20 protein-coding genes are annotated in these 26,087 nt (G+C 63.1%); 12 read left to right on the top strand and 8 right to left on the bottom strand.

Features of this window, described 5'->3' with window-relative positions; genetic code table 11:
• Nucleotides 1-24 precede the first annotated feature (24 nt).
• Nucleotides 25-1,338: a D-arabinono-1,4-lactone oxidase gene (locus tag C7T36_RS29630; RefSeq protein WP_045069558.1), complete on the top strand. Its 1,314-nt coding sequence runs from the start codon at nucleotides 25-27 to the stop codon at nucleotides 1,336-1,338.
• Nucleotides 1,339-1,348: 10 nt separating this feature from the next.
• Here C7T36_RS29630 and C7T36_RS29625 read toward each other — a convergent pair whose 3' ends face one another.
• The 4 genes from C7T36_RS29625 to C7T36_RS29610 form a co-directional block, all read right to left on the bottom strand.
• On the bottom strand, nucleotides 1,349-2,311 hold the full coding sequence (locus tag C7T36_RS29625; protein ID WP_045069556.1) for an adenosine deaminase: 963 nt from the start codon (nucleotides 2,309-2,311) through the stop codon (nucleotides 1,349-1,351).
• Nucleotides 2,312-2,317: 6 nt separating this feature from the next.
• A complete protein-coding gene (locus tag C7T36_RS29620) occupies nucleotides 2,318-3,079 on the bottom strand; it encodes a crotonase/enoyl-CoA hydratase family protein (RefSeq protein ID WP_045069554.1) in 762 nt (253 codons plus the stop codon).
• 37 nt (nucleotides 3,080-3,116) lie between these two features.
• Nucleotides 3,117-4,310 (bottom strand): class I adenylate-forming enzyme family protein, encoded by a 1,194-nt coding sequence (locus C7T36_RS29615; protein ID WP_033236716.1) that lies wholly within the window; start codon nucleotides 4,308-4,310, stop codon nucleotides 3,117-3,119.
• 96 nt (nucleotides 4,311-4,406) lie between these two features.
• A complete protein-coding gene (locus C7T36_RS29610) occupies nucleotides 4,407-5,207 on the bottom strand; it encodes an enoyl-CoA hydratase/isomerase family protein (RefSeq protein WP_045069551.1) in 801 nt (266 codons plus the stop codon).
• A gap of 42 nt (nucleotides 5,208-5,249) precedes the next feature.
• Here C7T36_RS29610 and C7T36_RS29605 point away from each other — a divergent pair, with 42 nt between their 5' ends.
• Entirely contained in the window at nucleotides 5,250-6,608 is a 1,359-nt protein-coding gene (locus C7T36_RS29605; RefSeq protein ID WP_045069548.1) for an FAD-binding oxidoreductase, read from the top strand.
• Nucleotides 6,609-6,772: 164 nt separating this feature from the next.
• Here C7T36_RS29605 and C7T36_RS29600 read toward each other — a convergent pair whose 3' ends face one another.
• On the bottom strand, nucleotides 6,773-7,516 hold the full coding sequence (locus tag C7T36_RS29600) for a hypothetical protein (protein WP_045069907.1): 744 nt from the start codon (nucleotides 7,514-7,516) through the stop codon (nucleotides 6,773-6,775).
• A 306-nt stretch (nucleotides 7,517-7,822) separates the two neighbouring features.
• On the opposite strand from C7T36_RS29600, the gene C7T36_RS29590 reads away from it, so the two are divergent.
• From C7T36_RS29590 to C7T36_RS29580, 3 genes are all read left to right on the top strand, one after another.
• Nucleotides 7,823-9,253, top strand: a complete 1,431-nt coding sequence (locus C7T36_RS29590; protein ID WP_045069544.1) for an MFS transporter — start codon at nucleotides 7,823-7,825, stop codon at nucleotides 9,251-9,253.
• A 73-nt stretch (nucleotides 9,254-9,326) separates the two neighbouring features.
• Entirely contained in the window at nucleotides 9,327-9,854 is a 528-nt protein-coding gene (locus C7T36_RS29585; protein WP_045069541.1) for a carboxymuconolactone decarboxylase family protein, read from the top strand.
• Nucleotides 9,838-11,172 (top strand): MFS transporter, encoded by a 1,335-nt coding sequence (locus tag C7T36_RS29580; RefSeq protein WP_181317517.1) that lies wholly within the window; start codon nucleotides 9,838-9,840, stop codon nucleotides 11,170-11,172. The genes C7T36_RS29585 and C7T36_RS29580 overlap by 17 nt, the downstream gene beginning before the upstream one ends.
• Before the next feature lie 15 nt (nucleotides 11,173-11,187).
• Here C7T36_RS29580 and C7T36_RS29575 read toward each other — a convergent pair whose 3' ends face one another.
• Together C7T36_RS29575 and C7T36_RS29570 are read right to left on the bottom strand one after the other, a co-directional pair.
• Nucleotides 11,188-12,672, bottom strand: coding sequence for a DHA2 family efflux MFS transporter permease subunit (locus C7T36_RS29575; protein ID WP_033236711.1), 1,485 nt, complete (start codon nucleotides 12,670-12,672; stop codon nucleotides 11,188-11,190).
• Between the two features lie 2 nt (nucleotides 12,673-12,674).
• Nucleotides 12,675-13,298, bottom strand: a complete 624-nt coding sequence (locus tag C7T36_RS29570) for a PadR family transcriptional regulator (protein WP_045069538.1) — start codon at nucleotides 13,296-13,298, stop codon at nucleotides 12,675-12,677.
• Nucleotides 13,299-13,425: 127 nt separating this feature from the next.
• Here C7T36_RS29570 and C7T36_RS29565 point away from each other — a divergent pair, with 127 nt between their 5' ends.
• Nucleotides 13,426-14,127, top strand: a complete 702-nt coding sequence (locus C7T36_RS29565) for a GNAT family N-acetyltransferase (protein WP_045069535.1) — start codon at nucleotides 13,426-13,428, stop codon at nucleotides 14,125-14,127.
• 25 nt (nucleotides 14,128-14,152) lie between these two features.
• Nucleotides 14,153-15,178, top strand: a complete 1,026-nt coding sequence (locus C7T36_RS29560; RefSeq protein ID WP_033236708.1) for a glutathione S-transferase family protein — start codon at nucleotides 14,153-14,155, stop codon at nucleotides 15,176-15,178.
• Nucleotides 15,179-15,197: 19 nt separating this feature from the next.
• Here C7T36_RS29560 and C7T36_RS29555 read toward each other — a convergent pair whose 3' ends face one another.
• Nucleotides 15,198-15,566: a VOC family protein gene (locus C7T36_RS29555; RefSeq protein ID WP_033236744.1), complete on the bottom strand. Its 369-nt coding sequence runs from the start codon at nucleotides 15,564-15,566 to the stop codon at nucleotides 15,198-15,200.
• A 176-nt stretch (nucleotides 15,567-15,742) separates the two neighbouring features.
• Between C7T36_RS29555 and C7T36_RS29550 the strand changes: the two genes are divergently transcribed.
• From C7T36_RS29550 to C7T36_RS29530, 5 genes are all read left to right on the top strand, one after another.
• Complete coding sequence (locus C7T36_RS29550; protein WP_045069533.1) at nucleotides 15,743-16,501, top strand: hypothetical protein; 759 nt, start codon at nucleotides 15,743-15,745, stop codon at nucleotides 16,499-16,501.
• Between the two features lie 54 nt (nucleotides 16,502-16,555).
• Nucleotides 16,556-17,596 carry an ABC transporter ATP-binding protein gene (locus tag C7T36_RS29545; protein WP_045069530.1) on the top strand — a complete coding sequence of 347 codons (1,041 nt, stop codon included), beginning with the start codon at nucleotides 16,556-16,558 and terminating at the stop codon, nucleotides 17,594-17,596.
• A complete protein-coding gene (locus C7T36_RS29540; protein ID WP_045069527.1) occupies nucleotides 17,593-18,366 on the top strand; it encodes an ABC transporter permease in 774 nt (257 codons plus the stop codon). Before C7T36_RS29545 ends, C7T36_RS29540 begins: the two co-directional genes overlap by 4 nt.
• A 41-nt stretch (nucleotides 18,367-18,407) precedes the next feature.
• Nucleotides 18,408-22,157 carry an ABC transporter ATP-binding protein gene (locus C7T36_RS29535; RefSeq protein ID WP_045069524.1) on the top strand — a complete coding sequence of 1,250 codons (3,750 nt, stop codon included), beginning with the start codon at nucleotides 18,408-18,410 and terminating at the stop codon, nucleotides 22,155-22,157.
• A gap of 169 nt (nucleotides 22,158-22,326) precedes the next feature.
• Nucleotides 22,327-26,079 (top strand): multifunctional oxoglutarate decarboxylase/oxoglutarate dehydrogenase thiamine pyrophosphate-binding subunit/dihydrolipoyllysine-residue succinyltransferase subunit, encoded by a 3,753-nt coding sequence (locus C7T36_RS29530; protein ID WP_033236703.1) that lies wholly within the window; start codon nucleotides 22,327-22,329, stop codon nucleotides 26,077-26,079.
• Nucleotides 26,080-26,087: the final 8 nt, after the last annotated feature.

The raw sequence follows: 26,087 nt of genomic DNA, 5'->3' as shown, positions 1-26,087 counted from the left end.
AACGTCCAAGTACATGATTGTCCAATGGCTTCGGATATCTGGCAGAACTGGGCAGGCACTCAGAGGGCTTCACCACGACAATGGGCAACCCCGCGGAACACCCGTGAACTCGCAGCACTTGTCGTCGAAGCCGCAACACGAGGGTGGCACGTGAAGGCAGTCGGAGCGGGCCATTCCTTTACCGGTGCGGCGGTCACAGACGGAGTTCTTGTCAGCCTCGACAACTTCTCCGGGATCGAATCGATCACGCCCACCGACGACGGCGCGCTGGTCACGGTTCTCGCAGGCACGCGCCTGCGCGCCCTCAACGAGGCGTTATGGCAACGCGGGTACGCCATGACCAACCTCGGCGACATCGACGCCCAATCTCTCGCGGGAGCCCTTGGCACCGGAACCCATGGAACCGGCGCCGCGTTCGGTGGACTTGCGACGCAGATTCACGGCCTCGAAATCGTGACAGCCGACGGAGCAATCGTCACAGCGTCCGCGGATCAAAATCCGGAACTGTTCGAAGCTGCCCGCATCGGCCTTGGCGCGATAGGCATCATCACCAAGGTCACCCTCGCGTGTTCGCCTCGGTTCACATTGCGCGCCATCGAAAAACCCGACACGCTGTCCCACATTTTGGACACCCTGGACGACGAGTGCAGGACCGTCGACCACTTCGAGTTCTACTGGTTCCCCCACACCGATCGGGTCCTCACCAAACGGAACACACGCCTGCCCGGCGACACACCGTTGAAGCCCGTCAGCGCGATCCGAACCTTTGTCGAGGACGAATTCATGTCGAACACGCTCTTCGAGGGCGTCAACCGCATCGCCACCCTGGCGCCGGCCGCGATACCCACCATCAACCAGATATCGTCACGCCTGCTCGGCGCCCGGGAATTCACCGACCGCAGCTATCGGGTCTTTGCATCGCCGCGCCGCGTGAAGTTCAAGGAAATGGAATACGCCGTCCCGGTCGAACACGTCAAAGGTCTACTCCACGAGATCAATCAGTGGCTGCAAAGGACTGGAACCAACGTCGCGTTCCCCGTCGAGGTTCGTTTTGCCGCCGCCGACGACCTCTGGCTTTCCACCGCCAACGGACGCGATACCGCGTACGTCGCCGTGCACCAGTATCACCGCCGGTCCGAGACCGAGTACTTTGCCGCAGTCGAAGCGATGGCAAAGGCCGTCGACGGCCGGCCGCACTGGGGGAAAATGCACAACCGGACCGTCGACGACTTACGCCCGACGTACGACAAACTCGACAACTTCATTGCTGTGCGAGACAAGTACGACGCGGATCGTGTGTTCGACAACGACTACCTACGCCAAGTGCTCGGCGCCTGAGTTCGCTTCGCTAACGCAGCAATTCCGCTTTCCGCGATTCACTGGCGAACGACGCCTTGATGGAATTGCGGGCCAACGTCTCACGTTCGGACTCGGTCAGCCCGATTGCTCGACCGAGTTCGGCGAAGTTGTCGTCGACGTACCCGCCAAAATATGCCGGATCGTCGGAGTTGACCGTCACGATCAGCCCGAGGTCGAGCATCGTTCGCAACGGATGATCCTCGAGCTTGTCGAACACCCGAAGACGAACGTTCGACAACGGGCAGACCGTCAGCGGAATCTCCTCGTCGACCAACCGCTCGACAAGCGCCGGATCCTCGAGTGCGCGGACACCGTGATCGATACGTTCAGCACCGAGGATGTCGAGCGCCTGCCAGATGTACTCCGGCGGGCCTTCCTCACCGGCGTGGGCGACCACGTGAAGCCCCTCGGCGCGAGCCCGCGCAAACACGTCCTCGAAGAGCGACGGCGGGTTACCCACCTCCGCAGAATCGAGGCCCAGACCGACAATCGGAGCCTGCAACCGGATGATCTCCGAGAAGATCTCCTCGGCATCTCTGACGGGTTGATCGCGCAGAATCGCGGCAATCGCGCTGCTGCTGAGTCCGAACTCCCGCTCACTCGATGCAACGGCGTCCATGATTCCGTCGAGAACCTCGGTCAACGGAACGCCTCGGACCACGTGCGCTTGCGGGTTGAAGAAGAACTCGGCGTGCGATACGCCGGCAGCGGCAGCACGGCGGAAGTACGCCCGCGTGAGATCCGCAAAATCCTCGGCTGTGCGCAGAACGGCCATGTTGGCAAAGTACAGATCGAGGAACGACTGCAGATCCGAGAACTCGTACCGGGACTTCAGATCTTCGATGTCCTTGTACGGCAAGTCCATTCGATTTCGCTCGGCGAGGCGGTAGATCTGCTCGGGCTCTAGTGAACCCTCGATGTGCATGTGCAATTCGGCAACTGGTGTAGCCATGTCGTGTTACCGACCCTTCCATACCGGCGCGCGCTTCTCGGCAAAAGCCGTCGCGCCTTCACGTGCGTCCTCGGATACGAAAATCGGCGCCAACAACTGCATCTGGTTGGCAAATGCCTCGTCGTCCGACCATCCGGCGGCCTTGACCATGATCTCTTTGGTGACCGTGACGGCGAGCGGACCGTTACGGCTGATGCGGTCGGCGAGATCCAGCGCACCGTCCAACGCCTGACCTGGTTCTGTCAGTGTGTTCACCAAACCGTACGAGTGCGCTTCCTCCGCTGTGAAAGCGTCTCCGGTCAAGGCATATTCCAGGGCCTTCTGATACGGAATGCGCTTGGGTAGACGGAACAATCCGCCGGCGCCTGCGACCAGACCCCGCTTGACCTCGGGGATACCGAACTTGGCTTCGCGAGAGGCAACCACCAGATCGGTGGCCAGCACCAACTCGGTGCCGCCTGCCAAGGCAAAGCCCTCGACCGCCGAAATGATCGGCTTTCGCGGCGGCCCCTCGGTGAAACCGAGACCGCGGCCCGGAACCAGTACGTTCTCGCCGGCCACAAACGCCTTGAGGTCCATACCGGCACAGAAATTTCCGCCCGCACCGGTCAGCACTGCCAACGACAGCTCGTCATTACCGTCGAGTTCTTCGACAGCTGCTGCCAATCCGTGGCTGACCGCGGCGTTGATCGCGTTTCGTGCCTCGGGCCGGTTGATCGTGATGATCAGCGTCCGCCCACGCCGCTCGGTGAGAACCTCGTCTGCCATGCATCTCCCTCTCGTAGTCTTTCGACACCGCGCATGCTCATGCTGCGTTTCGTTCGACAATACGGACGAAGCCCTCCGCATCGATCTGTGCGGTGTCATGGGTGCAGAACCAGCCCTGCATGAAACGCGACGACGTCACTTCCGGCGAATTCCAGTACCGACGCGCGACACTCGGCCCGCGGCACCACAGTTCGCCGTATCCCCCCGGTGCATCGGGGCCGTACAACGCGACTTCCATTCCGCCAAAAGCGATTCCCACGCTCCCTAAATGTGTCGAAGCCGATTCGATCGGCAAGATCAGACCTCCGCCACACGTCTCGGTCTTTCCCCAACCCATCACATGCTGAGCGGCCGGAAACGCCGCCAGTAGCTTGTCTTCCTGCTCGGCCGTTACCGGAGACCCACTGCAGTCCACCCACTTCACCGATCGCGAGGCTGCTCGCGCCGCCGGACCCACCGCAAGCAATCGTGGTTCGAGGAGATCCTCGGGGCGCCCGGTGAGAATGTCGACGGTATGGGCGGACTCACGCCAAAAATCACCCGCCACAACAACGGTGCCGCCGATCACCAACGTGGCGAGCACATGAACAAGCTCCCGGACGGATCGAAAATCGCTGTCCACCAGAAGATTCCGCACACCCTCGACGCCGTAGTCACGCGAATGCAGAAGCCCTTCGATTGTCGAGAGCACATTCTCGTTGCTCAATTCGACGCCAAGCATCGCGCCGGACGGATCCGCCGTGTACGCCAGAACCGCCAACTCGTCCGGCGCAGCACCGTCGTCGATGAACGGAACCCCGTGCGGCAATTCCCCATCGAGCACCAACACCGATCCACTGTCCGCAATCACCGCGGAAACCTCCGCGTCGCCCCACGCCATGCCGAGAGACACCGGAACCCCACCGGCCAGAATGACTCCGAGGCACGCTTCCAGCCACCGAACGCCGGCCGCAAACCGGATGGCCACCCGATCGCCGATCTCGATTCCCCGCGACTTCAACCCGCCGGCCACCCGAGACGCTTCAGCCCACAGTTCGGCGTAGGTGACCTGTTCTCCGTGCACTTCCTCGACCGCAGTTCGCCCGGCGAACCGGTGCACCGCAACGTCGAGTAACTCCGACAACGACGGATCCAACTGCCGGTAACGCAGCAGACCGTCCGTCGCCCGACTGACCCGCGTATCCGTGAGCAGCCCATTCGAACAGTGATACTCCACAAGCCTCGACCGCATCTGTACCTCCACAGACCGTGACAAACCCACACCCGCGCCATTCGACTATATGACGTGAGTCACAGGTAGTGGAGCACTCTGGCGATACCCGTGTGCTTACTTGCCTGTGTAGACGGCCTTTCCTGGACCTACATCGAGGAAGCTGCGCACGGCGCCGCGAAGGTCCTCGGTTTCGAACAACGCCCCCGACACTGTCGGTGTCACCGCATCGGCATGAGCGATTCCGCCGGAACGCCACGCCGATACGATCTGCTTGGTCGCATCATGCGCCCGCGTCGGCCCGTCGGCCAACCGCGCAACCAGTGCCCGCGCGGCTGCGTCGACATCGTCGTGAACGGCATTGACCACACCCCATGATGCAAGCGTCGCCGCGTCGTACAGGTCGCCCGTCATCACCAGTTCGCGAGCGCGTCCGGAACCCGCACGCTCGGCCAGGCGTTGCGGCCCACCCATCGACGGCGTCAACCCGACCACTGTCTCCACCAAACCGAACTTCGCCTTGGGCGCGGCAAGAATGATGTCGCAGGCCAGCGAAATCTCGAACGCAGCCGTCAGCGTCAACCCATGCGCGGCGTAGACCACCGGACACGGAAGCGCCTCTAGTGGATGGCAGATCTGCGCAAAAAGCTCGCGCCACAACTCGGCGCCCTGCTCGGCAGTCAAACCGTCGAAAACATGGACGTCGACGCCGGCCGAGTTGACCTTGCCCTCGGCCCTCAGCAACACCGCGCGCGGCGGCGCAGCCGTCAACGACGCGATATCGGCGATCACTGCGTCGAACATCGCCTGATCGAACAGATTGAGCGGTCCGTGTGCAAACGTCAGCACGGCAACCTCGGCACCGCCATCGGTGATGATTCGCTCGAGACGGGTGGGATGCGGTTCGGAAGCAGTCATGGCCGTCACCTTGCCACACCGCGGGCGACATACGATCAGGGAGTGGACGGTCTGAGAAAAGCGCTTGCCGACGTTGTGGGACAACGGTTCGTCACCGACGATCCCGATGTTCTGCGCTCCCACTCGGTCGATCACACGGGCAGATACAGCGGACGTGCCCAGGCCCTGGTCCGCCCCGCCGATACGGCCGAAGTAGCCGCAGCACTGAACGTCTGCCGACAATTCGGCGCACCCGTCACCGTGCAGGGTGGACGCACCGGACTTGTCGCCGGAACCGTGCCCGAACACGACGACGTCCTGCTCTCCACCGAACGTCTCACGACGATCGGCGAGGTCGACGCCGCCGCGGGGAGGATCACCGTCGACGCGGGAGTGACACTCGCACAAGTACATTCCGCTGCTGCCCATGCCGGACTGAAGTTCGGCGTCGATATCGCGTCGCGTGATACCGCGACAATCGGCGGTATGGCTGCCACCAACGCCGGTGGGCTGCACACGGTTCGATACGGCAACATGGCGGAGCAGGTCACCGGACTCGAAGTTGTTCTTCCAGACGGCACCACCGTGCGCCGTGAGGTAGCCGTCCGCGTCGACAACTCCGGCTACAACCTGCCAGCGCTCTGGGTGGGCAGCGAGGGAACTCTCGGGGTGATCACACGCGTCGACCTGGCACTTCACCCCGTGCCGAGACACCGCGTCACAACACTCACCGGGTTCGATTCACTGGGCGCCGTTGTCGACGCGGGTCGCATTCTGCGCACCGTCGGCGGCGTCGACGCGCTTGAACTACTCGACGGCCGCGGATTGGAACTTGCTGCGAACCGACTTGGCGCCGGCGTTCCGACGGGACGCCGATGGTATCTGCTGGCAGAGGTATCCGGCGCCCACGACCCTTCCGAAGACGTGAGCGCAATCATGGACCGGATCAATCCACCGGATGCGCCCGCCGTAGCGCTCGACACGGCCGGTTCGGCCCGATTATGGTCTGCACGTGAATGTTTCGCGGAAGTCGTAGGATTGTTCGGACCACCTCTGAAGTTCGACGCGGCACTCCCCCTTGACACACTGGCGGCATTCGCGGACTCGGCGGTCGGCGTTGTCGCAGAATACGCACCGGAAGCGATCCCGATCCTGTTCGGTCATGTGGCCGAAGGAAACATCCATCTGAACGTCCTGAATTGCCCCGACGCCGACGCCGTCTACCTCCGTATTCTCGAACTGGTGCGTCACTACGGCGGAAATATCAGTTCCGAACACGGAGTCGGCTCGCTCAAACGCAATTACCTCGACATGGCGCTCACGCCGGAGGACATCGGCGCGATGTGGGCGATCAAGCGAGCCTTCGATCCGGACGACTTTCTCAATCGTGCAGTGATGTTTCCCGACTCCCTTCGGCGCTGACAACTAGACGCTGTGAACCTTTCGGCTTCGGTTGTCCTGCAGGGCAGTCAGCGCGCACCTTGCCGCACAGCGTGCCGCGGCGAGAACCACAGGATGCCTGGCTACCGCCCACGCCCGTCTGGCAATTGACGGGGCAGTCTCATTCTGCATGTCGGCGTTCGAGTTCAGTGCCCGTGGTGAGCGTGTGCGTGCTCTGACACGGGCGCGGTCGCATTGTCGGCAGTCAGAGTGAATTCGGCCGTACGCACCACTCCGTCGTGTTTGAAGTCCAAGAACAATCGGTAATCCTCAGCGCTCGGCATGGTGGCGTAGAAGGTGATTGCCGGTCCGGCTGGGGTAACACCGTCACCGGGATGGCCGTCCGGGTGGACGTGGAGATACGCGAGGTCGGAGGCTCGCAGCGCAACCAGATGCCCATAGGCGGCAAGGTAGGGCTGCAAGTCTGTGACCGGGTGACCGCCTCGGCTGACCGAGAGCGTGAGCTTCGATGTCTGGCCGGCGTGGGCTGCGCCGTCGAGGGAGACGATGTAGCCGTCGACCGTCGTGGTGGCGGCCGCAGCAGGCAACGGCCGGGGGTCATAGGCGCCGGAAACGTGTACATCCGCACTCAGCGTGATTCCGTCGCCACCGTCAGGAGTGAAGTCAGCGAAGACCCGATACTCCCCTGCATGCGCGAAATCTACTGAAACATGCCAGGTTCCAGACGCGTCCAGTTCGGGATGCACGTGCTGGAATCCGGTCAGGTCGCGGCCGACCACGATCAGATGTAGCTGCTTGTCGTGAGTATCCGTGTACCGGATCAACGGAGATCCGGTCGCATCCACGATCCGGAACTGCAGGGGTACGCGACTGCCGACGGCCGCCTCCGACGTTGCCAATTCCAATGTGTAGCCGTTTTCGCTGAACATCTTGCCCTCCAAAGGTTGGGTCGACAGCACTTCCGTTGCCGTCTGTGCAAGGTTCCGCTCTCGCCGAACCTATTGCAATTTTTACCATACCCCCCTAGGGTATGCAACGAACAAAACAAATCACCCCGAATTCACTCGAAGGAGATCCGATGCGCACCTACGCCGAGCGCCGGCCGATCGAGTTCGAAAAGCGCATTGTTTCCGGGCATTTCATCGATCCGCAGCCCCGATGTCGCGACGCCTCGACTATGACACTCCCAGACCTCGCAAACATCACATATACCCCGTACCCGTAAGGAAACTAGAATGTCCACACAACCTAGATCCACCCGTAAGTGGTGGGCGTTGGCGTTGATCGCCGCCGCTCAGTTCATGGTCATCATGGACACCTCGATCATCGGTGTCGCTCTCCCCCAGATGCAGAGCGATCTCGGCTTCTCCCAGGAAGGCCTGACCTGGGTCTTCAATGCCTACGTCATCGCCTTCGGCGGGCTGCTCCTCCTCGGCGGGCGTCTGTCGGATCTGTTCGGCGCGCGCCGAGTGTTCACCGCCGGTTGGCTGATCCTGCTGATCGGTTCCGTCGTCGCCGGTGCCGCCGGCAACGTCGCCGTCGAACTTGCCGGTCGCGCAGTTCAGGGTGCCGGAGCAGCACTCATCGCGCCGTCGGCGCTCACCTTGCTGATGATGCTGTTCGGCAGCACGCAAAAGGAGATGACCAAGGCGCTGTCCATCTACGGTGCCGCGGCGCCGGCCGGCGGTACTGCCGGAGTGTTCCTCGGCGGCGCCATAACCGAATACGCCAGCTGGCCTTGGGTTTTCTATCTGAACATCCCCATCGCAGTCATCGCATTGATCGCTACGCCCATCCTGATGCCGAATGCACCGGCACGCACCGGATCGATCGACTTCCTCGGCGCACTGGCGGTCACCGCAGGCCTCGCCGTCGGAGTCTTCGGCATCGTCAGAGCACCTGACGTCGGTTGGGGATCCGGGCAGACGTGGCTTGCGCTCGCCGTCTCGGCCGCATTGTTGGGCGCATTCGTGTTGATCCAGTCCAAGCGTCGGGAACCACTGGTGCGGCTGGGAATCTTCAAGGCGCCCAACCTCGGTGCCGCGAACGTCGCTCAGCTCGTCCTCGGCGCGGCCTGGATACCGATGTGGTTCTTCCTGAACCTGTACCTGCAGCAAGTGCTCGGATACAGCGCCTTCCCCGCCGGCGCGGCTCTGCTGCCGATGACGATCTTCGTCATGCTCGGCATGATCGTCGTCGCGCCACGGGCCATGGCGCGGTTCGGTGCAAAAGCAATGATCGTCGCCGGTTTGCTGGTGCTGGGAATCGGATTGGGGTGGATGTCGTTGATCCGGCCCACCGGTAACTTCTGGGTCGACGTGCTGCCGGCATCGTTGGTGGCCGCGGCCGGTATGACGCTGGCGTTCATTCCTTCACTGGGTACGGCGATTTCGGCCGCGCGCCCGGAAGAAGGCGGATTGGCTTCGGGCATCGTCAATGTCAGTTACCAGGTCGGCTCGGCTGTCGGTCTCGCGGTGATGACTGCGATTGCAGCGGTGTTCGGCGCCGATCAACTCGGCAATCCGACCGAGCTGACGAACGGGTTCTCCGCAGTGTTCTTCGGTGCCGCCGTCATCGCAGTGGTGGGCGCAGCAATCACCGCGGTCGTGATGCGGTCGACCAAGGTCGAAGAGCCTGAAACCGTTCACTCCACCGTCAATTCTTGACCAACTCCGGTGGTGGGTTCGGCCGGCGATCACCGGCCGAACCCACCACCGGCGGAACGACTTAGGACTCATTATGTCGCGCCTTGCATCTCTCACACCGGCCACCGCTGTCGGTGCATCGAAAGACCTTCTCGCCGAACTCGTCAACCGTCACGGACAGGTCGGTGACATGGTCGCCGCGATGGCTCATTCGCCCGCCGTACTGGGTGGCTATCTGCAACTCAGCCGGGCAATGAAGCGAGCGAAACTCAGCCGCAAGATCACCGAGCGAATCTCGATCGCCGTGCAGGTCCAGCAAGGTTGCGCTGTTTGCCTCGAAGCCCACGTTGCCGCCGCCCACGCCAACGGCGTCGAATGGGACGAGATCGAGCGTGCCCGCACGGGCACATCGGCCGATCCCGCCATCACGGCAATGATCGACCTCGGACTTCGCGTCTATCGGGAGCCTGCCTCGATTTCCGATGAACACATCGCGGGCCTTCGGGCGTACGGCTACGGTGATCGCGAGATCGCCGATGTAGTCGGGATCGTCGCCCTCAACGTCCTGACCGGAGCTTTCAATCTTGTCGCGGGAGTGAAACCAGATGAACCGGACCGCTAGAACCGCACCGGAACGGAACAGCCTGCGTCTGTTCGCGATTCGCGACTACCGCCTACTCTTCAGCGCCCAGATCATCGCACTGTTCGGCACTGGGTTGGCGACGGTGGCACTCGGCCTGCTCGCGTATGACTTGGCGGGACCGTCCGCAGGGGCGGTGCTCGCCACCGCGTTGACGATCAAGATGTCCCTGTACGTCCTGATCGCCCCACTCGCGGCGGCGTACGTCGACCGATTGCCGAGACGGGCTTTCCTCGTCGCACTCGATGTCATTCGCGCGTCGGTGGTGATCGCGTTGCCCTTCGTCAGCGAGATCTGGCACATCTACGTGCTGGTGGGTGTTCTCCAAGCTGCGTCGGCAGCGTTCACACCCACATTCCAGGCGGTCATCCCGGACATCGTGACCGACGAGGCCGATTTCACCCGCGCACTGTCGGCATCGCAGGTCGCTTACACGATGGAAAGCCTGCTCAGCCCGGTTCTCGCAGCGGTCGCGCTGTCCTTCATGACGTTCAACCTGTTGTTTGTCGCCACCTCGGTGGGCTTTGCCGTCTCCGCACTACTCGTGCTGGCCACCCGAATCCCCAACGCCCGTCCCAGCACTCACCGAAACGCGTGGGACCGGATCGCGTCGGGAGTGCGGATCTTCGTGACCACGCCGCGACTGCGCGGCATCATGGCACTCAATCTCGTGGTGGCAGCAGCGGGCTCGATCGTCGTGGTCAACACCGTCAACTACGTCCGCGACCAACTCGGCGGAACCCAATCCGACGTGGCCTGGATGCTGGCCGCATCGGGTAGCGGTACGTTGCTGACCGCGCTGGCTCTTCCCCGCGTCCTCGACCGAACCGCCGAACGCACCGTGATGACAGCAGGTTCCGTCGTCCTGGTCTTCAGCGCAAGTGCGGCAGCGTCCCTCGCCGTTGCCGGTGTGTTCACGTGGATTCTCACCGCCGCGGTGTGGGCGCTCATCGGCGCCGGGATGGCCATGATCGTCACCCCGACCGGAAAGGTACTTCGACGGTCGGTAGACCCCGCGGGTATTCCGGAAGTGTTCGCAGCCCAATTCTCCCTGTCGCACCTTGCCTGGCTGCTCACCTATCCGATTGCCGGATGGGTTGGCACCACCGCGGGATTCGCGCTCACCTGGAGCATCCTCGCAGCCCTTGCGGCGGTGGGAGCCGCCTCGGGATGGGTGCTGTGGCCTCGCGAGGCGAGCACCGAAATGCCCGCCCCGTCGACCGCCGGTGCAACGCACGACGCTACACAAGGAGAATGCACCTTGGCCGCAACCCAGTGCGCCTGCGCTCGCCCCATCTGAGCCGGGACGATTTTCTCAATCCTTCAGTGATGTTTCCCGACTCGCTTCGGCGCTGACAGCCATCGCCGTGTCATGGGCGTCGCCGCGCTGCGGCCGTTCGAAGCACACCGACGCCACGAATCCGACGAGGAGTACCGCGGCCGGGAGCCACACGGACTGCGACATCGCGGTGCTGAACGGTTCGCGGACTACCTCGGGCAGATGTCCGACGCCGGCTTCGGAACTGCCGCCGGTGAGGCCCTGTGCAGCCAACCGCGCGGTGATCAACGCGCCTATCGCGGCGCTACCGAGAACCGCACCCACCTGGCGTGTGGTGTTGTAGACACCGGCTCCGGCACCCGCTTGCAGGGGCGGCAGATTGTGCGTGGCTGTGGCGGCCAGCGGCGACCAGATGCACGCATTCGCAAATCCGATGAGGCCGATCGGCAGCAACAGCTCCCAAATTGCGACATCGGGGGTCATCACCATCGCCAGCCAACCCAGTGCGATGGCAAACAACGCGAAGCCGGTTCCGGCAATGTAGCGAGGGTGCGTCTTGTCGACGAGTTTGCCGACGATCGGCGCAAAAATACCCGTCAGCACGGCCATCGGAACGAGCAACAATGCCGATTGTGTCGGCGAGAGTCCGCGTACCGCCTGGGTGTAGAACATCAGCGGCAGCACCATCGACGTGATGGCAAAGCCCATTGCTGTGATGGCGACGTTGGCGAGTGAGAAGTTGCGATCCTTGAAGAGTCCGAGCGGCAGCAGTGGTTCGTTCTTGTTGCGTGACTGGTAGAAGACGAACACGACGAGCAGCAGCACGCCCGCGCCGATCAGGCTCCACACAAATCCGTTCCAGTCGTACGAGCTTCCCTCCTGGATTCCGAACACCAGCAGGAACATGCCCGCTGCACTGAGAATCACCCCGGGGATGTCGAATTTGTGTTCGCTCGTCGGCAGCGACGGAACCAGCTTCCACGCCAGCAGGAAGGCAATCACACCAACCGGGACGTTGACGATGAAGATCCATTCCCAGCCGAGATTGTCGACCAGAACGCCACCGGCGAGCGGTCCGACCAGGGTGGCAACACCGGCAACGGCGCCCCACAGACCCATGGCCGCGCCGCGCTTGTTCGGCGCAAAGGTACGGGTGATGACGGCCATCGTCTGCGGCGTCATCATCGCGGCACCAAAGCCCTGGAAAGCCCTTGCAACGATGAGAAGTTCGACGCTGCCGGACAAACCGCACCACAATGAAGCGGCGGTGAACAGGACGAGTCCGATCATGTACAGGTTCTTGGGCCCGAACCGATCACCCAATCGACCCGTAACCAGCAGCGGCACAGCGTAAGCCAGAAGGTAGGCGCTCGTTACCCAGACCACCTTGTTGATGTCGGTTCCGAGGTCCTCCATGATCGCCGGATTGGCCACCGCAACGATCGTGCTGTCCACGAGAATCATGAAGAACCCGATACACAGCGCCCACAGCGCGTGCCAGGGATTGACCTGCTTTTCCATCTTCAGTCCTTAGGTAGTGCGGACGAGCCTGCTGAGCCGGCCAGCCGGTCGAGAAGTTCTTGTGAGAGCCAGGGCATTTCGCCGCTCTCGATGTCTGTCACCAACGCGCCGATCCACTCTCGTTCGGCAACGGTCAGTGCGTGGGCGTAATCGGCGCCCACCGTGAAGATTCGTGGTTTTTCCGCGGCCTTCAACGCTTCGTAGTCGACCTCGAATTTCGCAATCGTCTCGTCGAGATGCGCGAGACGTATTCGGAGCATCTGACACGCAGTTGCAGCGGACAGGTTATGCATTTCTGCGAGCGCAAGAGGCAGGCGCGGATACTCCCGGACCGGAACCGCCAACATCTCCCGCAATTGGTGCTCGAGGGCGCTCCGGCCTCGATCGGTGATCTCGTACGTCGTCCGCTCCGGCCGATTGCCTTCACGATCCGTCCCGATCGAAGTGAGCAGTTCCTGCTTTTCCAGCCTCGACACCGTGTGATAGAGCGAGCCCGGCTTGATCTTCACAAGCTGATCCCCCCGGCGGACCGAGGCGAGTTGATACATCTCGTACGGGTGCATCGAACGCTCGGACAGCAGGCCCAGAACGGTGATTCCCAAGGGCGTCAATGACACATCACCCATGAGATCCCCCTCTCCGGACAAGAACAATTGACTATTTCTTGACTATTCCACCTGAAATAGTCCACATGGAATATACGACGCCGGGCCATCTCGATCAACCCACCCGAACCGGACTAGCGTGTAGCGAGTGGACGACCATCATTTCGACATCATCCGACTCGCGTGGGCCCGAGAACTGGGCTTGGGCGACTCCGCATTGCGTCCGGCGCATACCGCTCGCGTCGACGACGATCACAACGATCTGGTCCACGTACTGCAACTCGCCGAGGCAGCAGCCGTCGTCGGACCGCAATGGTTTACGCAGCGCACCGCGAACGAGGCCGCCGCCTCACTGCTGGAACCAACGCGACTTCTCGAACTCACCAAGGATCACGGCGGCCGACTCACATCGCACACCGAGCTCGCATTCCTTCCCGACTACACGGATCACACACCCGCAGAACAACTTCTGATCAGCCGCGAGCGATCCGACGCAATGAACGTGGCCAGATCCTGCCCACCCGACGACGCCACAGTTGCCGACCTGAGCGCCAAGGACCACTGGTTCACAGCACTCGGGGATGATCACCAACCCCTCGCCTGCGCGGCCTACCGCGAGTTCCAAGGATTCGTCGCGGATCTCACGGTGCTCACCGATCCCGCGCAGCGGCGGCGCGGTTTGGCTTGCGGAACAGTCTTTCTCGCTGCCGAAGACGCTCTCGACGCCGGTCTGATACCGCAACTCCGCATCCCGAGCGGACATCTCGGCGGCGCTGCAATCGCACGCGCACTCGATTTCACTGTCCTGGGAATACACACCACGGCGCAGGTCCAACGACGTATTGTGTAGAGACACGCGATCGAGAGGAATCTCCATGAACGCGGACAACTCTGCAACATTTGTCGAAGAAGGCCGCGAATTCACTCGCGACACCAACTACATTGCCGCACGTATCACCGAGGACGGCCGCGACGGATATCCCGTCGAACCGAATCGCTATCGATTGATTGTCGCGCGCGCCTGCCCATGGGCGAACCGCGCCATCATCGTCCGCCGACTCCTAGGCCTGGAAGATGTTCTGTCGATGGGAATCTGCGGACCGGTCCACGACAAACGCAGTTGGACTTTTGATCTCGACCCCGGCGGCGTCGATCCGGTTCTGAAAATCCCCCGACTACAGGACGCATATTTTGCCCGCGACCCCAATTACTCGCGCGGCATCACGGTGCCGGCGATGGTGGAGATCGCGACCGGCAAGGTCGTCACAAACAACTTCCCGCAGATCACACTGGATCTGTCCACCGAGTGGAAGAAGTACCACCGAGAAGGGGCACCGGATCTGTATCCGGAGGCTCTCCGCACCGAAATCGACGATGTTGCAGAACAAGTATTCCGCGACGTCAACAACGGTGTCTATCGCTGCGGCTTTGCCGGATCCCAGGAAGCCTACGACAAGGCATACGACCAACTGTTCGCGCGACTGGACTGGCTGACGGAACGCCTTGCACGGCAACGTTTCCTGGTCGGCGACACCATTACCGAAGCGGACGTCCGACTGTTCACGACGCTAGCCCGATTCGATCCCGTCTACCACGGCCACTTCAAGTGCAACAGAAGCAAACTCACCGAGATGCCGGTGCTGTGGGACTATGCCCGTGACCTCTTCCAGACCCCCGGGTTCGGCGACACCATCGACTTCACCCAGATCAAGCAGCACTATTACATCGTTCATTCCGACGTCAATCCCAGCCAGATTGTTCCCAAGGGGCCGGAACTTACGCACTGGCTCGAACCACACGGCCGCGAACAACTCGGCGGCCGGCCGTTCGGAGACGGCACGCCGCCGCATCCACCGATCCCGAGCGAGGTAGTGCCGCAAGAACATTGGGCGACACGGTAACCCGAGATCGGGTAAAGAACTACTCCCCGCCGTACGTTCCGAAACTCCAGAACACGCCCTCAGGATCACGGCACGTGAAACCCCGCGAACCGTAATCTTCGTCGCGAAGACCCTGCGTGATCACGGCGCCGGCGGCAACAGCCCGATCATGGAGGCCGTCGGCATCGTCGACAACGATGTACACAGAACCCACTCCCGGCGGTAGACCGGCAATCGACGAATCGGCGCGGGGCGAACCCAACATGACCCCACCGCCACCGGGCCAGTCGAGCTGAGCATGCGCAACGACGTCACCGTCGGCGTACAGCGCTTTCTCCACAAAGCCGAAGGCCTTCACCAGAAAATCGACAGCCGCTCGGGCATCGGCATACACCAGCGTCGGCCACACTACGGTTCCCACAGCATTGGTTCCCACAGCATCGGTTCCCACAGCAGTCCCCTTCCCTCTCGTACTACACAGCACAAGCCTATGGCGCAGGCCACCTGCTCCGCTGTAAAACTTCACCTATCCTCGACAGCGAAGTTCACCGATTGCAGAGTGGACACCTGTGGAGGGGCAGAGCGATGGCCAAGTCGATCGACAACGCAAGCAGCAACGACGCCGGGCGGGTCGAGAAAATCCTCATCTCGGTACTCGACAACGGCAGCCGCCTCCAGGCGCCGGCCGTCGCCAAATACGTGGAGCACGTCAGGCACTCGCATCCGGACGAGTCTCCGGCCCAGATCATCGATCGACTCGAGAAGATGTTTCTCCTGGCCGTCACAGGAAGCGGCAGCGCGGTCGGCGCCACAGCCGCAATCCCCGGCGTCGGAACTGTGGCATCGATCGCCGCGGTCGGCGCGGAGTCGGCATTCTTCCTCGAAGCATCGGCACTTCTCACTCTGGCAGTTGCGTCGGTCCACGGAATCTCCATCGAGAACCACCAACAACGACGCGCCCTCGTCCTCGCTGTCGCCCTCGGCGAATCCGGCATGGAAATCGTCCAGAAGGTCACCGGGGTCACCGCCAAGAACTGGGGCACCGCGATCACCAGCAAAATCCCGAGTTCCACGATGCGCGGAATGAACAGCACGCTGGTCCGCAAGTTCGTGATGAAATACGCCGCAAAGCGAAGCGCACTCATACTCGGCAAGCTGGTCCCCGCCGGGATCGGCGCGGTCATCGGTGGCGCAGGCAACCGCGTCATCGGTAAGGGCGTCGTCAAGAATGCGCGCGACGCCTTTGGCCCGGCCCCGGTGCGCTGGACCGATCACCTCGTCATACTCCCCGAGGACGACTTCGCACCCGATCCCGCCACCACCACTCGGGTACTCCGCGGATAACAGCCGAGAACGTAGGCTCGACACAACACAACGTCCGTCGACGCGGGAGCATCTTTGACCAGTAGTGCACCGGGGCGGGTCTCCGCGCCCATCGAAGTTCGCGGTTTGACCAAGACGTTCAAAGCGGCACGGGCGGTCAACGACCTGAGCTTCGACGTCCACGCCGGCTCGATCACCGGCTTGCTCGGCCCCGCAGGCGCCGGAAAAACCACGACTCTGCGCATGCTGCTCGGTTTAGTGACGCCCAGCGATGGATCCGCGACGATCAACGGTCTCCCCATCTCGAAATTGGCGTCGCCCGCCCGGACTGTGGGTGCTGTCCTCGATACACGCGGCCTCCATCCAGCGCGGACGGCGCGCGCTCACCTCGACATCTACGCTGCCGCGATCGGCCTGCCCGCCCCGCGAACGACACAGGTTCTCGCGGTAGTCGGACTCAGTTCGGCGTCCGACCGCAGAATCGGACTTTTCTCACTGGGAATGCAGCAACGACTCGCCCTTGCCACAGCGCTGCTCGGGGACCCGGAAATCCTGGTCCTCGACGAACCCACCCACGGACTCGACCCCGAAGGCACGGCCTGGTTACAGCAGTTCTTGACGACGTTTGCCGAGTCCGGGCGGACCGTGCTGATCACGGGCCAGGCGCTGCGCGAGGTGGAACCCGTCGTGGACAACCTGGTGCTTCTGAGCGCCGGTTCTCTGGTCTACGACGGCAGTGTCGAGGCCCTCCGCGCATCACATCGGAGTCGACTGATGGTCTCGTGCTCCAACCCCGCGCTGTTCGCGACGGCGCTGGCCGCCCGCGGGATCACGGCGGCCACGATCGCACCGGACGGCCGACTCGCCGTCAGCGGTACCGACAGCGACGCACTTGCTCCGGTTGCGGCAGCCTCCGGCGTCACGATCTTCAGTGTCGTCGCTGATCACGCGGATCTCGAGCAACTGTTCGTGGCCATGACCACACCGCACTATGCCACCGGCCATCCCGGACACGGTCCGCCATCCAGCCATTACGGCCCGCCATCCGGTCACTACAGTCCACCGTCGGGCTACTACGGTCCCACCGCCTACGGACCGTCGGGAGGCCACCGGTGACGACGCTCGCACAAGCAGAAATCAAGAAGGTCCTCTCGCTGCGCTATTGGTGGGCACTCGCTGTGGCACCAGTCGTTGTTGCGCTCGCGGCCGCGTCGTTCACTCGTCCGATTGTCGAGGCCATTGCCGAGCGAGCCGACACCGCGTTCGACGTGAATCTCGTGTCCACTGCCATCGCGGTTGGCGGACCCACCACCATCGCCCTCGTCTTTGCGGCGTTGTTCGGTGCAACCGCCGCGGGCAACGAATTCACCTACGCCACATTCACCACGACATTCCTCACCGCCCGCGGACGCGACGCAGTGTTGGCCGCCAAAGTGGGTGTCGTTGCCGCGTTCGCGGTCGGATACGCACTGGTAGTGCAGGTCGTTGCCGTCGGCGCGATGATCCTGTTCACTCGCGACTTCAGCTTCACCGCGGATCTGTTTGCGATCTGTGGCGTCGGAATAGTCGCCTGCGCGCTGTGGGCATTGATCGGTGCAGGCGTCACACTGCTCGCCGGCTCACAAGTGGTCGGCATGCTGTCCGTGGTCGGCTGGTTCGTCTTCGGTGAATGGATTCTGCGAGCCTTGGCCTTTGCCGTCGGTGCCGACGGTATCGGCAAGGCACTGCCGGTGTCGGCCACCCTCGGAGTGCTGGTCAATGCCGCGCCTTCGATCGACATCGACGTGTTGAGTTCCTGGCCGGGTGCAGCGATGATCCTCGCCGCATGGGTCGTCGCACTCGTCGGGGGCGGCTGGCTGCGCACCAGGATGCGCGACATCACCTGAGTGATCAAGCGTGTCTGCCCCCGGGTCTACCGTGGATCGAGATGAACACGATCGCTGACAACCCGGGGTGGATACGCCGACTGGTCCATGCCTGCTGGCTGCACCGCCGGCTGGCAATCGGCGCGCTCACCGTGACGGTGGTCGCCGCAACCATCGACATTTCCTTCCCACTGCTCACCCGCTATGCCCTCGATGCGGCCGGTGAGCAGAACGCCGGCACCGTCATCACACTCACCGCACTTGCCATCGCCGGCTTGGCGATCGTGCGCTTCGCCTGCCAGTACGGCCGGCGAATGCTGGCCGGTCGTCTCTCACTCGACGTCCAGCACGACTTGCGACTCGCGTTGCTCGGTTCCTTGCAGCGACTCGACGGCCGCGGGCAGGACGACATCCGCACCGGGCAGGTCGTCTCGCGCTCGATCTCCGATCTGCAACTCGTGCAGGGTCTGCTCGCGATGGTCCCGATGTCCGCCGGCGCCCTGCTGCAATTTGTGCTGGCCATCGGCATCATGACGTGGCTCTCGCCCCTGCTCACCCTCATCGCGCTGGCGATCATCCCCGCTGTCGGGCTTGTGGTCTTCCTGATGCGACCGACCCTCTACGCCGCCACCTGGTCGGCGCAGCAGCGCGCCGCCGACCTCGCCCAGCACGTCGAGGAAACCGTCACCGGGGTTCGGGTGGTGAAGGGATTCGGGCAAGAAGAACGAGCAATCGATCAACTCGAGAAACACGGCCGAACGCTCTATAGCGAACGGATGCGCGTGGCCCGGATCAACTCACGTTTCACGCCGACGATGGCCGCACTACCCCAACTGGGACAGGTGGCAGTGATCGCTGTCGGTGGTTATCTTGCACTCCACGGCCAGATCACCATCGGTACTTTCCTCGCGTTCGCGACCTACATCGTGACGATGACCGCGGTCACGCGCACGCTGTCCTCCGTCGTGGTGATGGCACAACTCGCCCGCGCCGCCGTCGAACGCGTCTACGACGTAATCGGCGCGGGGCCCGACATCGCCGAACCCGACCATCCGCTCGATCTCCCCGACGGACCGCTCGGGGTCACGTTCGACGACGTCACTTTCGGCTTCGATTCCGACCGCCGCGTCTTGTCCGGTCTCGACCTGCAGATCAAACCAGGCGAGACCGTCGCCGTCGTCGGACCAGCCGGTTCGGGAAAAACAGCACTGTCGCTGCTGCTCCCCCGCTTCTACGCGCCCGAGTCCGGGACCATCAGTCTCGACAGCGCCGACGCGTCGCTGCCGATCAGCGAACTTCGCAGCGAGCAACTCCGCGCTGCAATCGGCCTGGCCTTCGACGAGCCGTTCCTGTTCTCCGACACCGTCGCCGCCAACATCGCCCTAGGCCGCGCGGACGCGTCCGCCGACGACATCCGCGCAGCGGCCGCAATGGCCCACGCCGACGAGTTCATCGAGGCGCTTCCGGACGGTTACGACACCGTTGTCGGTGAACGCGGTCTGACGCTCTCAGGCGGGCAACGTCAGCGCATCGCGCTCGCGCGCGCCCTACTCGTGAACCCTCGAATCCTCATCCTCGACGACGCCACCTCGGCCGTCGATGCTGCCACCGAAGCCGCGATCTTCGACGCGTTCCGGGCCAGGCGGAGGCAGACAACTCTCATCCTTGCGCACCGCCGATCGACCCTGACCCTGGCTGATCGAATTGCCGTCCTCGACCAGGGGCGGATCATCGACTCCGGGACGGTCGACGAGTTGGAAGCGCGGTGCCCACTGTTTCGGGCCCTTTTCGCCACCTCGAGCGATGAGCCGGCAGCCATCGACCCTGCACTTACCGACATCGAACCATTCGATCCAGACCACTCCGAACCCACTGCCGAGCAACTGTGGCCTGCGGTATCGCCTGCCGATTCGGCAGGTGCGGCCGGTGCTCTGGCCATCACGCCGTCGTTGGAGGCTGCGCTCGACGCGTTGCCACCGCTGCGCGAGGCTCCGACCACCGACACCGCACAACTTCGCGAGTCCGATCCGCAGTTCTCACTTCTACGGATACTCCGCCCGGTTCGCTGGATTCTAGCGGCAGTCGTCGTGTGCCTGACTCTTGATTCCGCTGCGACGATTGCCTTCCCGTCACTGGTTCGGTACGCCATCGACCACGGGGTTGTCGACAAGAACTCAGGGACTCTCACCGTCGCGGCGATACTGGGCGCGCTGCTGGTGGTGGCGGGCTGGGCGATAGTCGCTGTGATGACGGTCCTCACCGCCCGAGCGGGCGAGCGGGTCCTGTTCGGGCTACGTATCCGCAGCTACGCACACCTGCAGAGGCTTGGTCTCGACTACTACGAGCGCGAACTGTCCGGGCGGATCATGACCCGGATGACCACGGACGTCGACGCACTGTCGTCATTCATCCAGACCGGAATGTCGACCGCAATCGTGAGTGTCCTGACGATAGGCGGCATCGCGATCGCCCTCCTCGTCACCGATGTGACCCTGGCGTTGGTGGCGCTCGCCGTCATTCCGCCGCTCATCATCTCGACCCTGATCTTCCGAAAGTTCTCCGCAGTGGCGTACAGCCAGTCCCGCGAGCGGATCTCCATGGTCAACGCGGATTTCCAGGAGAACATCACCGGGTTGCGGGCAGCGCAGGCCTACCGCCGGGAAGAGGGCGCGGCACGCCGATTTGCCGAGCGCGCCGAAAGCTACCGCCGGTCACGGATGCGTTCACAGCGGGCAATTTCGCTGTACTTCCCGTTCATCGCGTTTCTCTCCGATCTCGCGCTTGCGGGTGTGGTCTTCGTCGGAGCCCGTCAGGTGTCCGACGGCTCGACGTCCGCGGGTGTTCTGATCGCCTTTGTTCTGTACCTCGGCTTGTTGTTCGGACCGATTCAGCAACTCTCACAGGTGTTCGACGGTTACCAACAGGCAAACGTCGGGCTCAAGCGAATCGGGGATCTTCTACGGGCGCCCAGTTCCATCGAAACAGCCGACTCCGCGGACCTGATCTCCCTCGACGGACACCTGGACGGCGACGTTCATCTGCGAGATGTCGGCTTTCGATATTCCGGCGCCGAGGTCGACGCCCTCACCGATATCGACCTACACATCCCTGCCGGAACAACCGTGGCGCTGGTCGGACGGACGGGCGCCGGGAAGTCGACGGTGGTCAAACTACTGGCCAGATTCTACGATCCGACCAGCGGATCAGTGCAGGTCGACGGCACCGACATCCGTGATTTTCACCTATCGCAGTACCGCCACAGGTTGGGCGTCGTACCGCAGGAAGCGCATCTGTTCACCGGCAGCGTCGCGGAGAACATCGCCTTCGGTAGACCTGACGCGTCGAATGTCGATATCGAGCAGGCCGCACGCGCCGTCGGTGCACTGCGCGCGATCGCCGACATGCGCGGCGGCATGAATCATCCGGTCGGGGAACGCGGGCAAGGACTGTCGGCCGGACAGCGACAGCTCATCGCACTCGCGCGCGCCGAGTTGGTCGACCCGGACCTCCTGCTGCTCGACGAAGCGACCGCGACGCTTGATCCCGCGACCGAGAAAATGGTCCTCGAAGCAAGTCGGTCGGTCACCCGGAAAAGGACCTCGATCGTTGTTGCACACCGCCTCGCGACGGCCGCACGTGCCGACCTGATTGTCGTAGTTGACCGGGGACGTATCGTTGAATACGGCCCGCACGCGCTCCTGCGGTATGCCAATGGTCACTACTCGAGACTCTGGGATGCATCTCGGGCGCGCGAAGGGAATAATCTGTCAGCGAGAACTGTCGTCGAAGGTAACCCCGTCGCACGGCAGTAGTGACAGATTTGTACCGCCGAGTGGCGTCGCGAAGTCGAAAGATTACGCGCCGCCGTGAGACAGATCACAAATTGTGTGCCGCACAATTGCTGGTCACACGCTCGGGCTAATCTCATGTATATAGGCGCTCTGATCGGGTACCGAAATAGAAACGAGGCGAACACCTGCCGTGAGCAGCAGTTCTACATCCCAATTCGGACAGAACCAGTGGCTGGTTGACGAGATGTACCAACGCTTCCAGGACGATCCGTCGTCCGTGGATCCGAGTTGGCACGAATTCTTGACCGATTACTCGCCGGAGTCGGCGAACACGGGGGGTGGAAACGGAACTGCCACGAACGGCAACGCAGCCGCCCCCGCCGCTGTACGCACTCCGCCTGCTGCTCCCAAAGCCGCTCCGCCCGCACCCCCGGCTCCGCCGAAGGCCGCTGCGCCCGCGGCCAAGCCCGCCGCAGCGCCCGCTGCCAAGCCCGCCGCAGCGCCTGCGGCCAAGCCCGCCCCGGCCGCCAAGGCCGCTCCCGCGAAGCCGGCTCCGGCCGGCGGCGCGGAAGAGACGAAGGTTCTTCGCGGCGCGGCAGCCGCAGTAGTCAAGAACATGTCGGCCTCGCTCGAGATCCCGACCGCTACCAGCGTTCGCGCGATCCCCGCGAAGCTGATGTTCGACAACCGCATCGTCATCAACAACCACCTCGCGCGCACTCGCGGCGGCAAGATCTCGTTCACCCACCTGCTGGGCTACGCGATCATCCAGGCCGTCAACGCGTTCCCCAACATGAACCGCCACTTCGCCGAGATCAACGGCAAGCCGCACGCGGTCACCCCCGAGCACACCAATCTCGGACTGGCGATCGATCTTCCCGGTAAGGACGGCAACCGCTCACTGGTCGTCGCCGCTATCCGGAACACCGAGGCGATGAACTTCGTCCAGTTCCACGCCGCGTACGAGGACATCGTCCGCCGCGCCCGTGAAGGCAAGCTCACCGGCGAAGACTTCACCGGCGTGACCATCTCGCTGACCAACCCGGGCGGCATCGGCACGGTTCACTCCGTCCCCCGCCTGATGAAGGGCCAGGGTGCCATCATCGGTGCCGGCGCGATGGAGTACCCCGCCGAGTTCCAGGGCGCAAGCGACGAGAAGCTGGCCGAGATGGGCGTCGGCAAGCTGATGACGCTCACGTCGACGTACGACCACCGCATCATCCAGGGTGCCGAATCGGGCGATTTCCTTCGCACGATCCACAACCTGCTGATCAGCGACGAGTTCTACGACGAGATCTTCCACGCACTCGGCAACCCGTACGAGCCGGTTCGCTGGCGCAAGGACGTGCCGGAAGGCGCGGTCGACAAGAACACCCGCGTTCTCGAACTGATCGCGGCCTACCGTGACCGCGGCCACCTCATGGCCGATACGGACCCCTTGCAGTTCGTCAAGGACAAGTTCCACAGCCACCCCGACCTCGACGTCATCAGCCACGGCTTGACGCTGTGGGATCTGGACCGCGAGTTCAAGGTCGGCGGCTTCCACGGCAAAGAGAAGATGAAGCTGCGCGACGTGCTCAGCGTGCTTCGCGACGCGTACTGCCGCCACGTCGGTGTCGAGTACACGCACATCCTCGAGACGGATCAGCGTCAGTGGATCCAGGATCGCGTCGAAGGACATCACGCCAAGCCGACGGTTGCTCAGCAGAAGTACATCCTGAGCAAGCTCAACGCTGCCGAGGCTTTCGAGACCTTCCTGCAGACCAAGTACGTCGGTCAGAAGCGCTTCTCGCTCGAGGGTGCCGAGACCGTCATTCCGATGATGGACGCCGTCATCGACCAGGCTGCCGAGCATCAGCTCGACGAGGTTGTCATCGGCATGCCGCACCGCGGTCGCCTCAACGTGCTGGCCAACATCGTCGGCAAGCCGTACTCGAAGATCTTCACCGAGTTCGAGGGCAACATGAACCCGGCCGCCGCTCACGGCTCCGGCGACGTGAAGTACCACCTCGGCGCTTCGGGCACCTACATCCAGATGTTCGGTGACAACGACATCGCCGTGTCCCTGACGGCCAACCCGTCGCACCTCGAGGCCGTCGACCCGGTTCTCGAAGGCCTGGTTCGCGCCAAGCAGGACATCCTCGACAAGGGCGAAGAGGGCTTCACCGTTCTCCCGCTCATGCTTCACGGTGACGCGGCATTTGCCGGTCAGGGTGTTGTCGCGGAAACGTTGAACCTCTCGCTGCTGCGCGGATACCGCACCGGCGGCACGGTGCACATCGTCGTGAACAACCAGGTCGGTTTCACCACCGCACCGGAGCACTCACGCTCGTCCGAGTACTGCACGGACGTCGCGAAGATGATCGCCGCACCGGTATTCCACGTCAACGGCGACGACCCCGAGGCATGTGTCTGGGTTGCTCAGCTGGCTGTCGACTTCCGTGAGAAGTTCGGCAAGGACGTTGTCATCGACCTCATCTGCTACCGCCGCCGCGGTCACAACGAGGGCGACGACCCGTCGATGACCCAGCCGGCGATGTACGACGTCATCGACACCAAGCGCAGCGTTCGTAAGAGCTACACCGAGTCCCTCATCGGTCGCGGTGACATCTCGCTCAAGGAAGCCGAAGACGCACTTCGCGACTATCAGGGCCAGCTCGAACGGGTCTTCAACGAGGTCCGTGAGCTCGAGAAGTTCCAGCCCGAACCGTCGGAGTCCGTCGAACTCGACCAGACTCCCCCGGCTCGCCTCACGACGGCTGTTGCTCCCGACGTTCTCGAGCGCATCGGCGACGCGTTTGTCAACGTTCCGGAGGGCTTCACCACCCACCCGCGTGTCAAGCCTGTCGCGGAGAAGCGACGCGAAATGGCCCGCGAGGGTCACGTCGACTGGGCGTTCGCCGAGTTGCTCGCGTTCGGTTCACTGGCCGAGCAGGGTGCACTGATTCGCCTTGCGGGTCAGGACTCCAAGCGTGGAACGTTCACGCAGCGTCACTCTGTGCTGATCGACCGGAAGACCGGCAACGAGTACAGCCCGATCGCCGAGATCGCTGCCAACGCCGGCAACGGTGGCAAGTTCATGGTCTACGACTCCGCACTCACCGAGTACGCGGGTCTGGGCTTCGAATACGGCTACTCCGTGGGCAACCCGGACGCTCTTGTGCTGTGGGAAGCGCAGTTCGGTGACTTCGTCAACGGCGCGCAGACCATCATCGACGAGTTCATCAGCTCGGGCGAAGCCAAGTGGGGTCAGCTCTCCGACGTCGTGCTGCTTCTGCCGCACGGCCACGAAGGCCAGGGCCCGGACCACACGTCCGGCCGCATCGAGCGTTTCCTCCAGCTGTGCGCCGAGGGTTCGATGACGGTTGCCGTTCCGTCCACCCCGGCAAGCTACTTCCACTTGCTGCGTCGCCATCACCTCGACGGCATCCGCCGCCCGCTGGTGGTCTTCACGCCCAAGTCGATGCTGCGTAACAAGGCTGCGGTCAGCAACGTCGAAGACTTCACCACCGGCAAGTTCCGGTCTGTCTTCGAAGAGCCGAACATCGAGAGCGGCGAAGAGTCACGCGATCAGGTCAAGCGCGTTCTGCTGGTCAGCGGCAAGCTGTACTGGGAGCTCCTGGCGAAGAAGCACAAGGACAACCGCAACGACGTCGCCATCGTGCGCGTCGAGCAGCTGTACCCGGTGCCGAAGCGTCGCCTGCAGGAAACCTTGGACCGGTACCCGAATGCAACCGAGTACCGCTGGGTTCAGGAAGAGCCGGCCAACCAGGGCGCATGGCCGTTCCTCGGCCTGGCTCTGCCGGAACTCCTGCCCGGCACGTTGAGCGGTATCCGTCGCATCTCGCGTCGTTCGATGTCTGCACCTTCCTCGGGTTCGAGCAAGGTTCACGCCGTCGAGCAGCAGGAGATCCTCGACGAGGCATTCCTGCCGACCAACTGATTTCTTGA

The organism is Rhodococcus sp. AD45-ID (assembly GCF_003023755.1).
GTDB classification, from domain to species: Bacteria; Actinomycetota; Actinomycetes; order Mycobacteriales; family Mycobacteriaceae; genus Rhodococcus_F; species Rhodococcus_F globerula.
Note: the sequence above shows the minus strand (reverse complement) of the source record. Positions and strands in the feature narration are given on the sequence as shown.